The sequence below is a fragment of the Azospira sp. I09 genome, assembly GCF_009177135.1.
GTDB lineage: Bacteria > Pseudomonadota > Gammaproteobacteria > Burkholderiales > Rhodocyclaceae > Azospira > Azospira oryzae.
This window is the reverse complement of sequence record NZ_AP021844.1, coordinates 3,485,673-3,500,149: the sequence shown is the minus strand read 5'-3', so window position 1 is coordinate 3,500,149 and position 14,477 is coordinate 3,485,673. Positions and strand designations below refer to the sequence as shown.

12 protein-coding genes are annotated in these 14,477 nt (G+C 68.2%); 4 read left to right on the top strand and 8 right to left on the bottom strand.

Annotation, left to right across the window (positions count from 1 at the left end):
- Window positions 1-296: 296 nt before the first annotated feature.
- Together AZSP09_RS16395 and AZSP09_RS16390 are read right to left on the bottom strand one after the other, a co-directional pair.
- Window positions 297-1,451, bottom strand: coding sequence for an FAD-dependent monooxygenase (locus tag AZSP09_RS16395; RefSeq protein ID WP_152090653.1), 1,155 nt, complete (start codon window positions 1,449-1,451; stop codon window positions 297-299).
- Entirely contained in the window at window positions 1,448-2,749 is a 1,302-nt protein-coding gene (locus AZSP09_RS16390; protein WP_152090652.1) for an aminopeptidase P N-terminal domain-containing protein, read from the bottom strand. Before AZSP09_RS16390 ends, AZSP09_RS16395 begins: the two co-directional genes overlap by 4 nt.
- Before the next feature lie 111 nt (window positions 2,750-2,860).
- Between AZSP09_RS16390 and AZSP09_RS16385 the strand changes: the two genes are divergently transcribed.
- Window positions 2,861-3,133: a hypothetical protein gene (locus tag AZSP09_RS16385; RefSeq protein ID WP_152090651.1), complete on the top strand. Its 273-nt coding sequence runs from the start codon at window positions 2,861-2,863 to the stop codon at window positions 3,131-3,133.
- 13 nt (window positions 3,134-3,146) lie between these two features.
- Here the strand turns inward: AZSP09_RS16385 and murU are convergent, their stop codons facing one another.
- Entirely contained in the window at window positions 3,147-3,830 is a 684-nt protein-coding gene (gene murU, locus AZSP09_RS16380; RefSeq protein ID WP_152090650.1) for an N-acetylmuramate alpha-1-phosphate uridylyltransferase MurU, read from the bottom strand.
- On the bottom strand, window positions 3,830-4,831 hold the full coding sequence (locus AZSP09_RS16375; RefSeq protein ID WP_152090649.1) for an aminoglycoside phosphotransferase family protein: 1,002 nt from the start codon (window positions 4,829-4,831) through the stop codon (window positions 3,830-3,832). Before AZSP09_RS16375 ends, murU begins: the two co-directional genes overlap by 1 nt.
- A gap of 112 nt (window positions 4,832-4,943) precedes the next feature.
- Here AZSP09_RS16375 and lptD point away from each other — a divergent pair, with 112 nt between their 5' ends.
- The 3 genes from lptD (at window position 4,944) to pdxA (ending at window position 10,640) form a co-directional block, all read left to right on the top strand.
- Complete coding sequence (lptD, locus tag AZSP09_RS16370) at window positions 4,944-8,240, top strand: LPS-assembly protein LptD (protein ID WP_232058812.1); 3,297 nt, start codon at window positions 4,944-4,946, stop codon at window positions 8,238-8,240.
- Window positions 8,240-9,553 (top strand): peptidylprolyl isomerase, encoded by a 1,314-nt coding sequence (locus AZSP09_RS16365; protein ID WP_152090648.1) that lies wholly within the window; start codon window positions 8,240-8,242, stop codon window positions 9,551-9,553. Before lptD ends, AZSP09_RS16365 begins: the two co-directional genes overlap by 1 nt.
- Window positions 9,554-9,617: 64 nt before the next feature.
- Window positions 9,618-10,640 carry a 4-hydroxythreonine-4-phosphate dehydrogenase PdxA gene (pdxA, locus tag AZSP09_RS16360; protein WP_152090647.1) on the top strand — a complete coding sequence of 341 codons (1,023 nt, stop codon included), beginning with the start codon at window positions 9,618-9,620 and terminating at the stop codon, window positions 10,638-10,640.
- Window positions 10,641-10,761: 121 nt separating this feature from the next.
- On the opposite strand, the gene AZSP09_RS16355 is transcribed toward pdxA, so the two are convergent.
- From AZSP09_RS16355 to AZSP09_RS16340, 4 genes are all read right to left on the bottom strand, one after another.
- Window positions 10,762-11,415 carry a LutC/YkgG family protein gene (locus AZSP09_RS16355; protein ID WP_014236672.1) on the bottom strand — a complete coding sequence of 218 codons (654 nt, stop codon included), beginning with the start codon at window positions 11,413-11,415 and terminating at the stop codon, window positions 10,762-10,764.
- 14 nt (window positions 11,416-11,429) lie between these two features.
- Complete coding sequence (locus AZSP09_RS16350) at window positions 11,430-12,842, bottom strand: LutB/LldF family L-lactate oxidation iron-sulfur protein (protein ID WP_152090646.1); 1,413 nt, start codon at window positions 12,840-12,842, stop codon at window positions 11,430-11,432.
- 65 nt (window positions 12,843-12,907) lie between these two features.
- A complete protein-coding gene (locus tag AZSP09_RS16345) occupies window positions 12,908-13,636 on the bottom strand; it encodes a (Fe-S)-binding protein (protein WP_014236670.1) in 729 nt (242 codons plus the stop codon).
- Between the two features lie 186 nt (window positions 13,637-13,822).
- Window positions 13,823-14,473: a response regulator transcription factor gene (locus tag AZSP09_RS16340; RefSeq protein WP_014236669.1), complete on the bottom strand. Its 651-nt coding sequence runs from the start codon at window positions 14,471-14,473 to the stop codon at window positions 13,823-13,825.
- Between the last annotated feature and the right edge of the window lie 4 nt (window positions 14,474-14,477).

Genomic DNA, 14,477 nt, shown 5'->3' with positions numbered 1-14,477 from the left:
GGATTCTACCCCAAGCGCTGCCTAAAAAATAGTCACCAGACGGGGCGCGGCTTTGCGGGGCACAGGCGGAACCCGAAAAACCAATTTGTGAAATAAGTCACAGATAGCAAAGGCTACCCCAACCCGGGTAAGCAACTGGCTTTTTCGGTGCCGGAAGTCGCCCGGGCCAGACAGAAACACGCCTCCATTCCACGGAAAGGGGCAGTGGCGCCGTCAGGGCAAGGCGCGCCGGCCCGCCGTTGGCTCACTGCCAACAAGGGCCGGCGCAACGCCGCCCTGGCGGTGTCAATGCCCCTTTACGGCCAGGCGCGGGCGCCCCAGATCATGCGCTTGGCAACGAAGTGGCGGGCCGGCGGGAACAGGTCCAGGGCCAGCAGGCCCAGGCCCCGGGCCAGGCGCAGGGGGGCGATGTCGTTGGAGAAGAGACGCACGATGCCGTCGGTGAACAGGGCGCTGCCCTGCCGGTCCGTCCGCCGCCCCCGGGCGTAGGCCTGAAGCGTTGCCGCAGCCCCTGGGTCCGGGCTGGGAGCCAGGAGGGACGACAGTTCCCAGGCATCGCGCAGGCCCAGGTTGAAGCCCTGGCCGGAGACCGGATGCAGGGTCTGGGCGGTGTTGCCGACCCACACTTCCCGCTGGGCCACGGTCTCCTGGCGCAGGCGCAGGGCCAGGGGGAAACGGGCCCGGGGGCCGGCGCCGGTGAAGGTGAGGCGGTTGCCGAACTGGGCCTGCAGGGCGGCGACGAAGGCCTCGTCGTCCAGCCCCATGAGCCAGTCGGCCTTGGCCGGCGGCACGGTGAAGACGATGGCGTAGCCGTCCTCCAGGGGCAGCAGGGCCAGGGGACCGTCGGCGGTGAAACGCTCCCAGGCCTGGCGGCCGTGGGGTTCCCGGGTGCGCACTTCGGCCAGCACCGCATGCTGGCGGTAATCCCGCACCGACACGGCCGGGTCGTCGTAGGGCGTGCCTTCGGCATGGACCAGCAGGCGGGCGCCCAGGCGCAACACCTCGCCCTGCTGCTGCAGGGTGACGCCGACGCCGGCCCCATCGGCACGCCAATCCACGGCCCTGCTCTGGCGCAGGACGCTGATGGCCGGCGTCCGGGCCGCCCGTTCGGCCAGGGCCGCGGCCAGGTCGCCGTAGCGCATGACGTAGCCGAGGGAGGGCAGCTGGTAGTCGGCCGCGGTCATGACGGCGCGGCCGAAGCCGTCCCGCTGGGAGATATGGATGTGGTCGATGGCGGTGGCGGCCCGGGCGTTCCAGGCCTCCAGGGTTTCCAGCAGCTGGCGGGCGCCGTGGGACAGGGCCAGGGCCCGGGGATCGCCGGCTGCGGCGTCGGCCGGGGTGGCATCCACCAGGGTCACCCGGTGCCGGCTGGCGGCCAGGGCCAGCGCCAGGGTCATGCCCACCGGGCCGGCGCCCAGGACCAGGATGTCGGTATCGGGGGCGGCGCTCACGACAGATGCTCCATGACCGCCTCGATCTCCGCCACGGTGCGGGGCGCCGTGGTGTAGACGCGGCAGCCGTCGGCGGTGACCGCCACGTCGTCCTCGATGCGGATGCCGATGCCGTGCAGGTGGGCCGGCACGTCGTCGCCGGGGCGGATGTAGAGGCCGGGTTCGACGGTGAGGGTCATGCCCGGCTGCAGGGTCACCCAGTTGTCCCCTTCCTTGTATTCGCCGGCATCGTGCACGTCCAGCCCCAGCCAGTGGCCGGTGCGGTGCATGTAGAAACGGGTGTAGGCCTTGCCTTCGACGAGGGTGTCCACGTCGCCCTTGAGCAGGCCCAGATCCACCATGCCACGGGTCAGGACCCGCACCGCCGCATCGTGGGGGGCCATGAAGGCGACGCCGGGACGGGTGGCGTCGATGGCTGCCGCCTGGGCCGCCAGGACGATTTCGTAGACATCCCGCTGGGCCGCGGAAAAGCGGCCATTGACGGGGAAGGTGCGGGTGATGTCGGAGGCGTAGCCCTCCACCTCGCAGCCGGCGTCGATCAGCACCAGGGCTCCGTCGGCCAGCAGCTTGTCGTTTTCCACATAGTGCAGGACGCAGGCGTTGGCACCGCCGGCGACGATGGGCGGATAGGCGTGGGAGGAGGCGCCGCGGCGGCGGAATTCATAGGTCAGCTCGGCCTCCAGCTCGTACTCGGCGAGGCCGGGACGGCAGCGGGCCATGGCCCGGGCATGGCCGGCGGCGGCGATGTCGGCGGCGCGCTGCATGCAGTCCAGCTCGTGGGCGTCCTTCACCAGGCGCTGCCGGTCCAGGGCGGCGCGCAGGTCGCGGATTTCCGCCGGGGCCCGCTTGCCGGCCCGGCTCTGGGCCCGCACCGCATTGAGGGCGCCGGCGATGCGGGCATCCCAGTCGCTGTCATGGCCGAGGGAATGCCAAAGGGAGTCCCGGTCCGCCAGCAGTTCGGCCAGGCGGCCGTCCAGTTCGCCGATGGGATAGGCGGCATCGACACCGAAGGCTTCCCGGGCGACCTCGGGACCATAGCGGAAGCCGTCCCAGATTTCCCGCTCCTCGTTTTTCTCGCGGCAGAAGAGCAGGGACTGGGGCTCGGCCCCGCCCACCAGCACCAGCACCGCATCGGGCTCGGGAAAACCGGTGAGATACCAGAAGTAGGAATCGAAGCGGTAGGGATGGTGGGTGTCCCGGTTGCGCACCCGCTCGGGCGCGGTGGGAACGACGGCGACGCCGTTGCCGAGGGCCTGCAGCAGGCGTTGGCGACGGGCGCGGAAAGGATCTTGGGTCATGGCGGAGAGCCTCGTATTACCTTGTTTCTAGGACGTTCGACGTAATGCTTTTGCGGACGGGTTTGGCTATAGTGCGCACGTCTTTGTCATGCCCCGCCGTCGGATATCAACATGATCAACACCTTGAAGCAGCTCGAAAGCCATCGGGAGCAGATCATCGCTCGCCTGCCCAGTTATTGCCAGAGCCGCATCAACGACCGCTTCAGCCGTTACCAGAACGAGTGCCAGGAATGCCGCCGTCTGCTGCGCAATTTTGCCAGCGACCACAACGAACACCCGGACCAGGCGGCGGGCCGCCTGCGTCAGCACATCATCAACTGCGACTGCCTCGGCGGCGCCCATCTGCGGCGCAGCGCCGACCGGCAGCCGGCCACGGCCCGCTGAGGCCGCCGCCGGGCTAGACCCGGGCGGCACCGCCCAGTTCCGCATCCAGGGCCTGCAGGCGGGCCGGCGTGCCCACATCCTCCCAGCGCCCCCGGTACAACTCGCCCCCCACCAGGCCCCGGGCCATGGCCTGGCGCAGCAGGGGCGCCAGCTTGGCCGGCTGGCCGGCCACGAGTCCGGCAAAGAGGGCGGGGCGATAGAGGCCGATGCCGGCGAAGGTATGGCGCGGTGTGCCGGCATCCGTCACCCGCCCATCTGCCAGCGCAAAATCCCCTTCCGGGTGCTGGGGCGGATTGGGCACCAGCACCAGATGGGCCTGGTCCTCGCCCAGGGTCAATGCCGGCGCCCGGCCCACATCCCAGTCGCAATAAACGTCACCGTTGATCACCAGGAAAGGCTCCTCTCCCAGCAGGGACAGGGCCTGGACGATGCCGCCGGCGGTTTCCAGGGCACCCGGCGGCTCGGGCGAATAGGCGAGATGCAGGCCCCAGGCGGAACCATTGCCGAGGGCGGCCTCGATCTGCGCCCCCAGGTGGGCATGGTTGATCACCACCTCGCGGAAGCCCGCGGCGGCCAGGCGCTCCAGGTGCCAGACGATGAGGGGCTTGCCGCCCACCGGCAGCAGGGGCTTGGGGCAGGTGTCGGTGAGGGGGCGCATGCGTTCGCCGCGCCCCGCCGCCAGGATCATGGCCCGCATCAGAAGGTGTAGCCCACCTGGACTTCACCCTGGGGCTCCAGCTCGTCGAGGAGCCGGGCCAGGGCCCGCAGGTCGCCGTAGCGCTCACAGGTGCGGCGCAGGTAGGACATGACCCGGGGCATGTCCTTCAGGTAGCCGTCCTTGCCGTCCCGATGGCAGAGGCGGGCGAAGATGCCCAGGACCTTGAGCTGGCGCTGGGCCCCCATCCACTCGTAGTCCTTGTAGAAATCGTCGAAATTGGCATGGACCGGCAGGCCGGCCTTGCGCGCCTTTTCCCAGTAGCGGATGACCCAGTCCAGTTCCTGATCCTCTTCCCACTGGATGTAGGCATCGCGGAAGAGGGACACCAGGTCGTAGGTGATGGGGCCGTACACCGCGTCCTGGAAATCGATGATGCCCGGATTGGGAATGGTCACCATGAGGTTGCGGGAGTGGTAATCCCGGTGCACATACACCGAGGGCTGAGCCAGGTTGTTGGCCAGCAGCTTGGTGAAGACGTCGTCCAGCACATGCTGCTGCTTGTCGCTGAGGGTCTTGCCCAGGTGCTTGCCCACATACCATTCGGGGAACAGATCCAGCTCCCGCTGCAGCAGGGCCGCATCGTAGGGACGCAGTTCCCCGGGCCGGCTGGCCTGCTGGATGCGGACCAGGGCATCCACAGCCTCGCCGTAAAGGGCCCCGGCGTTTTCCCCGTCCAGCACCGACAGGTAGGTGGTGCTCCCCAGGTCGGAAAGAAGCAGGAAACCCTGGGCCAGGTCGGCAGCGAAAACCTCCGGCACATGCACCCCGGCGCCCCGCAGCAGCTGCTCCACATGCAGCCAGGGGGCGCAGTCTTCGTGGCTCGGCGGCGCATCCATGACGATGCGGGAAGGGCTGCCGTCGGCAAAGCTGACGCGGAAATAGCGCCGGAAGCTGGCATCGGCGGAAGCCGGGGTCAGGCTGAAGGTTGCACCGGAAAACTGACTCTCTAGCCAGGCCTGAAGCTGGGCGGTACGCGGCATGCCGCTTCTCCTCGTTCGAAGATGCTAAAATGCGGCGATTTTAGCATCCACGCTGCACGCCTCACGGGGCTTCGCCGCGGCATGCCCACCGATTTCCCTGAATTCCCTGTCCATGCCATTTGCCCGTCGCCCTCTGGCGCTCCTTCTCTGCTGCGGCTTTGCCGGTGCCGTTCTCGGCTCCCTACCCGAGGAAGCGCTCGCCCAGGGAATGACGCCGCTGAGTGTGGATCCGACCCTGCTCGGCCTGCCGCCGGCCCAACCCAAACCCAAGCCTGCCCCCCGTCCCGCCGAAGCGGAAAGCGCCCCCCGGGCCACGGCCACCCCGGTGACCGCTCCGGAGCCGATCCCGAGCAAGGAACTGAACAACGATGGCCCCGCGCCGGCAGCCGCCAAGCCGGCACCGGCCACCAAAGCCGTGGCGGCTCCCGCTCCCCAGCCCGCGCCGGCACCGGCCGCCCCCGCCCGCAAGGCGGCGGCACCCGCCGCACCGATCGTCGCCGCCCCGCCCGTGACCCAGCCGGCCCCGGTGGTGCCCGTGACGACTCCGGCGGCGGAATCCTCCCGCCCGGCCACCGTCGCCCCGGCGGCCGTGACCTATCCCACCCCTGCCCGTCCGGCTCCCCAGGCCGCCCAGGCCAGCGGCGGTCTGGCACCGCTGCGGGTGGACCCGGCCCTGCTCGGCCTGCCACCGGCTCCGGCAACCACCCAGGTGGCCCGTCCCGCGGCGCCTGCAGCCACGCCCATCACCAGCACCGGTGCGGCTCCGGCGGCAACCCCGGCAACAACGACTGCCGCGACCGCCACCAGCCCGGCTGGCGCCACGACAACCAGTGCCGTCGCTCCTGGCCGGCGCGCTGTCCGGGCGCCCCTGGTGGCCCCGGCGGAAGTCCTGGCCCGGGAGCCGGCAGCGACGCCCGCTCCGGCCCGCACCGTGGCAGCGGCGGCAGCGCCCGCACCCATCGCCCACAAGGGTGAGGCGGCGGGTGGCACGGCCCTCGGTCCCCTCAAGGTGGATCCGACCCTGCTGGGCCTGGCCCCCCTGCCGGCGCCGGCGGCGCCGCCCCAGATTGTGAACGCAGTCTCCGACCCCCAGGCCGAAGCCGAAGCCATGGCCCCGGCCCTGCCGCCCCGCCGCCGTCGCGGCGAGGAGACCGAGAACGCCGCCCCCCTGCCCTACGCCGAGCGGGATCCGGGACCGGCACTGGCACTGCGTCGTTCGCGCAACATGACACCGCTGCCGAAGAACGACGACGCCCGCCCCACCTTCCTCACCGCCCGCCGCCTGTACGGCGTCGCCGACCGGGAAGCCGTGCTGGAAGGCGATGCCGAAATGCGCCGCTCCGACACCGTCCTCACCTCGGACCGGCTGGTTTACTGGCAGAACGAAGACGAAGTGGAGGCCACCGGCAACGTGGTCTATGAACAGGAAGGCACCAAGGTATCCGGACCCAGCCTGTTGATGCGTCTTTCCGACAGCACCGGCGTCTTCGACCAGGCCGCCTACTCCATCCGCCAGGAGCGCAAGGTGCCGGTGTGGGGCGTGCGGGAAAACAGCCAGGCCATGGGCACCACCCTGACCACCGGCCGCGGCCAGTCGGAAAAGATGGAATTCCTCGGTGAAAACCATATTCGCCTGGCCAATGCCACCTACACCACCTGCGCCCCGGGCAACAACGACTGGTACGCCAAGGCCGACTCCCTCGACCTCAATTACGACAGCGAGGAAGGCGAAGGCAAGAACGGCACCCTGTACTTCAAGGATGTGCCCATCTTCTACATGCCGAGCATGAGCTTCGCCCTCAACAACCGGCGCAAGTCAGGCTTCCTCGCTCCCACCTTCGGCACCAACAGCCTCAGCGGCGCCACGCTGACCACGCCCTACTACTGGAACATCGCGCCCAACATGGACGCCACCATCGCCCCCCGGGTGATGACCAAGCGGGGCCTGCAGCTGGGCGGCGAGTTGCGCTACCTGAATTACGACTACAGCGGCTACGCCCGGGGCGAGTATGTGCCGACCGACAACGTGCGTAACCTGGACAACCGCTACGCCGTCAATATCTGGCACAACCACAATTTCGGCAACGGCTTCACCGGCCTGCTGAACCTGAACAAGGTTTCGGACGACTACTTCTACACCGACCTTTCCAGCCGCATCGGTGTCAGTGCCCAGACCCTGCTGCCCCGCCAGGGCATCCTGACTTATGGCTCAACTTGGTGGTCGGCCTCGGCCAATATCAATCGTTATCAAACGCTGCAACCAGATATTGACAATCGTATAGAAGCTCCCTACGACCTTATTCCCCAGATATCGATCAATGCTCGGCGCCCAGACTATTTCGGCACGGATGTAGCATTCATGGGCCAATTCTCCTCCTTCAGCCACAGAACCAAGGTTGAAGGCGATCGCACCATAGTTTACCCCCAGGTATCTCTCCCCCTAACCTTCCCGGCGTTCTACGTGACGCCGAAAATCGGCATGCACGTCACCAGCTACAGCCTGTCCCACCAGGCAGCGACGGTACCGGATCGCATCAGCCGCAGCCTGCCCATCTTCAGCGTGGACAGCGGCCTCACCTTCGAGCGCGACACCACCCTGCTGGGCACGGCCTTCACCCAGACCCTGGAACCCCGGCTGTACTACGTCTATGTGCCGAACAAGGACCAGAGCAACATTCCGATTTTCGACACGGGCATCGCCGACTTCAATTTCGGCCAGATCTTCTCGGAAAACCGCTACGTCGGCCAGGACCGCATCGGCGACGCCAACCAGCTCACGGCCGCCGTTACCACCCGCTTCATCGGCCCCAACACCGGTCGAGAATACTTCCGCGCCCTGGTGGGCCAGCGTTACTACTTCGACGACCAGATGGTCACCGTGCCCGGCGAGAAACCCCGCCAGCACAAGAACACCAACTGGCTGGCCGCTGCTTCCGGCCAGATCATGCCCAAGACCTATCTCGACGGCGCCGTCGAATACAACCCCTTCGATGCCCGCACCGACCGTCTGACGGTGGCCGGCCGCTACCAGCCGGAACTGGGCAAGGTGCTCAATGCCGGTTACCGTTACACCCGGGATGTGCTGGGCAATCTGGACGTTTCAGGCCAATGGCCCCTGGGCCGCGGCTGGTACGGCGTGGGCCGCTACAACTACTCCCTGAAGGAAAAGCGGGTGGTGGAAAACATTGCCGGCCTCGAATACAACGGCGGCTGCTGGGTCGTGCGCGGGGTGATCCAGCGCTACGCCCTGACGGCCAATACGTCGTCCACCGCCTTCTTCGTGCAGCTCGAACTTAACGACTTCTCCCGCATCGGCTCCAATCCGCTGACCCTGCTGCGCCGGACCATCCCCGGTTACGGCCGCATCAACCAGCCCATGGCCGACCCGGTGTTCGGAGGTGAGGAATAATGCAGACCATGATGAAATACTGGCTCTCCCTGCTGCTCTGCCTGGCGGCCTGCCAGGCCAACGCCCAGACCTACCGCGGCCAGCGTACCGACCCGGTGGAGGCGGACCGCATCATCGCCGTGGTCAACAGCGAGGTCATCACCCTCAACGAACTGCGCCAGCGCCTCGACTCCGTGGTCAGCCAGCTGCGCCGCCAGGGCACGCCCCTGCCCCCGGCCGACGTGCTGGAGAAGCAGATGCTGGAGCGCATGGTGGTGGACAAGGTGCAGGTTCAGTTCGCCAAGGAAAACGGCATCCGCATCGAGGATGCCCAGTTGGACATGGCCCTTAACCGCATTGCGGCCAACAACAAGATGACCCTGCCCCAGTTCCGCCAGGCTCTGGAAAAGGACGGCATCGCCTTCGCCAAGTTCCGCGAGGAAATTCGCCAGGAAATCACCGTGTCCCGCCTGCGGGAGCGGGAAGTGGATGCCAAGCTGCTCATCTCCGAAGGTGAAATCGACAACTACCTGGCCGGCGCCAGCGCCGGCGGCAGCGCCGAGGAATATCAGGTAGCCCACATCCTGGTACGTTCCCCCGAGTCTGCCAGCCCCGAGCAGTTGCAAAAGCTCAAGGCCAAGGCCGAGCAGATTCTCGACCGCCTCAAACAGGGCGAGGATTTTGCCCAGGTGGCTGCTGCCTACTCCGACGCGCCCGACGCCCTGCAAGGCGGCAACCTGGGCTTCCGCGCCCTGGACCGCATGCCTGCCGTCTTTGCCGAAGCCGTGCAGAAGATGCAGCCCAACCAGCTGTCTCCCATCATCCGCAGCCCCAACGGCTTCCACATCGTCAAGCTGGTGGCCAAGAAGGGCGGCGCCTCCATTCCCGCCGTGCAGCAGACCCACGCCCGCCACATCCTGATCAAGGTGAACGAGGTGGTGTCCGAGGCCGAAGCCAAGCGCAAGCTGCAGGCCGTCAAGGAACGCCTGGACCACGGCGGCGACTTTGCCGAGCTGGCCCGCCTCTATTCCCAGGACGGCTCCGCCCCCAAGGGTGGCGACCTGGACTGGCTCTATCCCGGCGACACCGTGCCCGAATTCGAACGGGCCATGGATGCCTTGAAAGTGGGCGAAGTCAGCCAGCCGGTGCAGTCCATGTTCGGCTGGCACCTGATCCAGGTGCTGGAGCGCCGCGTCCAGGACGTTTCCCAGGACCGGCAGCGGGCCATCGCCCGCAACGCTCTGCGCGAACGCAAGTCCGACGAGGCCTACCAGGATTGGTTGCGCCAGTTGCGTGACCGAGCCTACGTCGAGTATCGCTGGGAAGAGCAGTAAGCTCCCGGCAACACCAAGGGGCCTGCGGGCCCCTTTTGCATTTCAGTCCTGCGGAGTCTGCCCCATGCGCCCCACCCTAGCCGTCACTTCCGGCGAACCGGCCGGCATCGGTCCCGAACTGTGCCTGGCCCTGGCCCGCTACCCGGCACAAGCCCGTCTGGTGGTGCTGGCAGACAAGGAACTGCTGCGCCAGCGCGCCGCCCAGCTGGGGATGGACGTTCCCCTGCACGACTACGCCCCGGACCGCCCCGCCCCGGCCGGCAGCCTGGAAGTGCTGCACCTGCCCCTGGCCGCTCCCTCCGCCCCGGGCCGCCTGGATGCCGCCAACGGTCCCTACGTCCTCCAGCTGCTGGACCGGGCCCTGGCCGGCTGCCTCCAGGGTGAGTTCGCCGCCATGGTCACCGCCCCCCTGCACAAGGGCGTCATCAACGACGCCGGCATCCGCGGCTTCACCGGCCACACCGAGTACCTGGCGGAAAAGACCGGCACCCCCCTGGTGGTGATGATGCTGGCCGGCACCTCGCCCATTGGCGGCCACGGCCCCCTGGGCCAGCCCGGCCCCTTGAGGGTGGCCCTGGCCACCACCCACCTGCCCCTGAAGGAGGTGCCGGCAGCCATCACCCCGGCGGTGCTGGAGGATGTGCTGCGCATCCTGCACGCCGACATGTCGCGCAAGTACGGCATCTCCCGACCCCGCATCCTGGTGGCCGGCCTCAACCCCCATGCCGGCGAAGGGGGCTACCTGGGCCGGGAAGAGATCGAGGTCATCACCCCGGTGCTGGAAAAATTGCGGAGCGAAGGCATGGAACTGCTCGGCCCCCTGCCCGCCGACACCCTGTTCACCCCGCCCCAACTGGCCCGGGGCGACTGCGTCCTGGCCATGTACCACGACCAGGGCCTGGCGCCCCTGAAGTTCGCCACCTTCGGCCAGGGCATCAACGTCACCCTGGGCCTGCCCATCATCCGCACCTCGGTGGATCACGGCACCGCCCTGGATCTGGCCGGCACCGGCCAGGCCGATCCGGGCAGCCTGTTCACCGCCGTGGAGCAGGCCGTCGAGATGGCCCGGCGCTCCCGGCCGGCTTGAGCGGCGACCGATCGGAGGCCTGTATCTGCCAACATGGGCCAACATCGGCCGACGCAAAAAAGCCCGGCGCCGAAAAGGCGACCGGGCTTTTTTTATCCCCAGGATGACGGGAGCGGCGAACTCAGCCCACCAGGATCAGATGCACCCGGTAAGGCCCGTGGGCGCCGAGGGTCACGGTCTGCTCGATGTCGGCGGTGCGGGAGGGGCCGGAGACGAAATTGACGGCCCGGGGCGCCTCGCCCTTTTCCGCCCGCAGCAGGGCGAAGCCGTCTTCCATGAGGGGCACAACCCGTTCCACCGGCACCACGGCGATGTGGGTTTCCGGCAGCAGGCTGGTGGCCGCATGGGTGTCGGCGCCGGAGAGCAGCATCAGGGTGCCGGTGTCGGCCACGGCGCAGAAGGTGGAAGTGATGCCCACCAGATCGTCGCCCCGGGAGGGACGGGCCTCCACCTGCAGGCCGGCGCCGGCCCAGGCCTGGTCGGCCAGGGAGGGCCAGCACACGGCCCGGGTCGGCAGTTCCCGGGCAATAAGATAGGCAGCGGCCGCCGCCGGCACTTCGGCCCAGGACGGCACCCGTTCCACCGTGGAGGCAAGGGCCGTGGCCCGTTCGGTGAAGCGCTGCAGCAGGCCTTCCCGGCTGTCGCGCCAGGCGCCGCCGGGGGCGGGGCCCCGGGTGCGGGCCGCCAGATGGGGCGCCAGCACGGCACCGTCGGCCGGGGCGCCGCGGCCGATGGAGGCGCGGATGCGGGAGAGGATCAGGTCGCGGGAACTCATCGGTGCGGCTCCTATCAGTGCAGGTTTTTGCGGGCGCGGTAGAGCTCGCGGAAGGTCTTACCCGCCGGCGCCGGGAAGTCCCGGCCGTCGGTCCAGCCGCCGCCCAGGGGCAGACGGTGGATCAGCTTGTCGGCGCCGCCCAGGCGCTTGAGGAAGCGGGCGGCAATGGCCGTGCCGATACCGTAGAGCCAGGACTGGCTGGCGCTCCAGCCCCACAGCTTGAGGGAGAGGCGCTCCTGCCAGGGCCGCAGGCCGGCCTCCACCTGCATTTCCCGCTCCTTGCGCATCAGCTCGGGCAGGGGAATGCGCACCGGGCAGACGGCGCTGCACTGGCCGCAGCCGGTGGCGGTGTGGGGCAGCTCATGGGCGTGCTCCATGCCGGCGTAGGAGGGGGTCAGCACCGAGCCCATGGGGCCGGGATAGACCCAGCCGTAGGCATGGCCGCCGACGGCCTGGTATACCGGGCAGTGGTTCATGCAGGCGCCGCAGCGGATGCAGCGCAGCATCTCCTTCAGCTCGGAACCCAGCACCCGGGAGCGGCCGTTGTCGAGCAGGACGATGTGGAACTGCTCCGGGCCATCGCTATCGCCATTGCCGGCAACGCCGGTATTCATGGAAACGTAGTTGGTGATGGGCTGGCCGGTGGCGGAACGGGGCAGCAGGCGCAGCAGCACCGACAGGTCCTCCAGGGTCGGCACCACTTTTTCGATGCCGGTGAGGGCCACGTGGATGCGGGGCACGGTGGTGCACAGGCGGCCGTTGCCCTCGTTGGTGACGATCACCGTGGAGCCGGTCTCGGCCACCAGGAAGTTGGCGCCGGAAATGCCCATGTCGGCGGAGAGGAAGTGGGGCCGCAGGATTTCCCGGGCCTCCCGGCACAGGGCGCCGATGTCCTCGGTACGGGGCTTGCCGTGCTTGGCGTGGAACAGGTCGGAAACCTCGTCCCGGGTCTTGTGGATCACCGGGGCGACGATGTGGGAGGGCGGCTCGTGGTCGTTGATCTGCAGGATGTACTCGCCCAGGTCGGTTTCGACGGGCGTCACGCCGGCCGCCTCCAGGGCGTCGTTGAGGCCGCACTCCTCGCTCACCATGGACTTGGACTTGACCACCTTCTTCACGCCGTTGGCCTGGGCGATGCCGACGATGATGGCATTGGCCTCGGCCGCATCCCTGGCCCAGTGCACCTGGGCGCCGCGGCGGGTGGCCTCCTGCTCGAAGCGTTCCAGCCACAGGTCCAGGTTTTCCAGGGCCCGGTTGCGGATGTCGCGGCCGGCGTCGCGCAGGGCCTCGAAGTCGCCGAACTCGGCGGCAGCGGCAGCCCGGCCGGGGACGAACTTCACCTGCACCAGCTTGAGGGCCTTCTGCAGGTTGGGATTGGCCAGGGCCTCCCGGGCCCGGGCCTTGAAGTCGTTGGAATGGATTTCCATGGCGGATCCTGATGAGGGCGGAAGAAGGGCGCCCGGCGGCAGCCGGGGCCGGGGTGAAACGGAATCTAGTCGAGCTTGCCGGCCAGCACTTCGGCCACGTGCAGCACCTGGGTCTTGCGGTCGCCCTTGCGGCGCAGGCGGCCTTCGATATTGAGCAGGCAGCCCAGGTCGCCGCCGACGATGGCATCGGCCCCGGTGGCGCAGGCGTTCTCGCACTTGTTGTCGGCCAGCTTGGTGGAGATGTCGCCGAACTTGAGGGAGAAGGTGCCGCCGAAACCGCAGCAGGTCTCGGCCTCGCTCATTTCCTTGATTTCCACCTGGCCCATCTTGCCCAGGAGCTGGCGGGGCTGCTGCTTGATGCCCAGTTCCCGCAGGCCGGAACAGGAGTCGTGGTAGGTGATGCTGCCGGCGAAATCGCCGGGCACGCTTTCCAGCTTGGCCACGTTCACCAGGAAGTCGGTCAGTTCATAGGTGCAGGCCGCCAGCTTCTTGGCCCGGGCCAGCAGGGCCGGATCGTCCTTGCACAGTTCTTCGTAGTGGGCGCGGATCATGCCGGCGCAGGAGCCGGAGGGCAGCACCACGTATTCGTAGCCTTCAAACTCGTCGATGACCTTGCGCGCCAGGGTCAGGGCAGTGGCCCGGTCGCCGGAGTTGTAGGCGGGCTGGCCGCAGCAGGTCTGGGTCTCGGGGACTTCAACGGTGCAGCCGGCGAGCTTGAGCAGTTTCAGGGCGGCAAAAGCCACATTGGGCCGCATCAGGTCGGCCAGACAGGTGACGAAGAGGGCAACGCGCATGACGGTTCTTTCCCGGGCAGTGTTGGCGCCACGATAGCGCGCCGGCCCGCAAGATGAAATTGGGGAAATCCCCGTTTCCGGGGCAGGGGGCGATTGGACTCCCAAGCCAGGGCCCAGTCAACACGGCCCTGTCGGGGCAGGCACCGCCGACAGGTCCGTCCCGCCTGCCTCCCCGGCCATGCCCCGTCAGCGTTCGGCCTGGCTCGACTCCAGGGCGCACTGCACCAGTTCGGCCAGGGAGCGCACTCCCATCTTTTCCATGACCCGGGCCCGGTGGGCCTCCACGGTCTTCATGCTGATGCTGAGCTCGTCGGCGATCTGCTTGTTGAGCTTGCCTTCCACCACCCGGTCCATCACCTCCCGCTCCCGGGCGGTGAGCTGGGCCAGGCGGCTGGCCACGGAATTTTCCCGGGCCCGGCGGGCGCGGCGTTCCGTATCCAGGTCCATGCACTGGCGGATCAGGCGCAGCATGTCCGTATCGTTGAAGGGCTTCTCGATGAAGTCGGCGGCGCCCTTCTTCAGGGCCGCCACGGCCATGGGCACGTCGCCGTGGCCGGTGATGAAAATCACCGGCAGGGTGGAACGCTGGGCCGCCAGCCGCTCGTACAGCTCCAGGCCGCTCATGCCGGGCATGCGCACGTCCAGCACCAGGCAGCCGGCCAGGCCGTCGGTGTAGGCGGCGAGAAAATCCTCGGCACTGGGAAAGGCGCGTACCGGATAGCCTTCGGACTCGATCAGCCAGACCATGGAGTCGCGCATGGCCTCGTCGTCGTCCACCACGTAGACACACTGGGTTGAGGCGACGGCAGCGCTCTCCTGGCTGTTGTGTTGCGTCATGGCC

Excerpts from the sequence above, each read along its gene's own strand:
- AZSP09_RS16390 (WP_152090652.1), bottom strand. The coding sequence starts at position 2,749 with ATGACCCAAGATCCTTTCCGCGCCCGTCGCCAACGCCTGCTGCAGGCC.
- murU (WP_152090650.1), bottom strand. The coding sequence starts at position 3,830 with ATGCGGGCCATGATCCTGGCGGCGGGGCGCGGCGAACGCATGCGCCCC.
- AZSP09_RS16375 (WP_152090649.1), bottom strand. The coding sequence starts at position 4,831 with ATGCCGCGTACCGCCCAGCTTCAGGCCTGGCTAGAGAGTCAGTTTTCC.
- AZSP09_RS16355 (WP_014236672.1), bottom strand. The coding sequence starts at position 11,415 with ATGAGTTCCCGCGACCTGATCCTCTCCCGCATCCGCGCCTCCATCGGC.
- lptD (WP_232058812.1), top strand. The coding sequence starts at position 4,944 with ATGCCATTTGCCCGTCGCCCTCTGGCGCTCCTTCTCTGCTGCGGCTTT.
- pdxA (WP_152090647.1), top strand. The coding sequence starts at position 9,618 with ATGCGCCCCACCCTAGCCGTCACTTCCGGCGAACCGGCCGGCATCGGT.
- AZSP09_RS16385 (WP_152090651.1), top strand. The coding sequence starts at position 2,861 with ATGATCAACACCTTGAAGCAGCTCGAAAGCCATCGGGAGCAGATCATC.
- AZSP09_RS16345 (WP_014236670.1), bottom strand. The coding sequence starts at position 13,636 with ATGCGCGTTGCCCTCTTCGTCACCTGTCTGGCCGACCTGATGCGGCCC.
- AZSP09_RS16365 (WP_152090648.1), top strand. The coding sequence starts at position 8,240 with ATGCAGACCATGATGAAATACTGGCTCTCCCTGCTGCTCTGCCTGGCG.
- AZSP09_RS16340 (WP_014236669.1), bottom strand. The coding sequence starts at position 14,473 with ATGACGCAACACAACAGCCAGGAGAGCGCTGCCGTCGCCTCAACCCAG.
- AZSP09_RS16350 (WP_152090646.1), bottom strand. The coding sequence starts at position 12,842 with ATGGAAATCCATTCCAACGACTTCAAGGCCCGGGCCCGGGAGGCCCTG.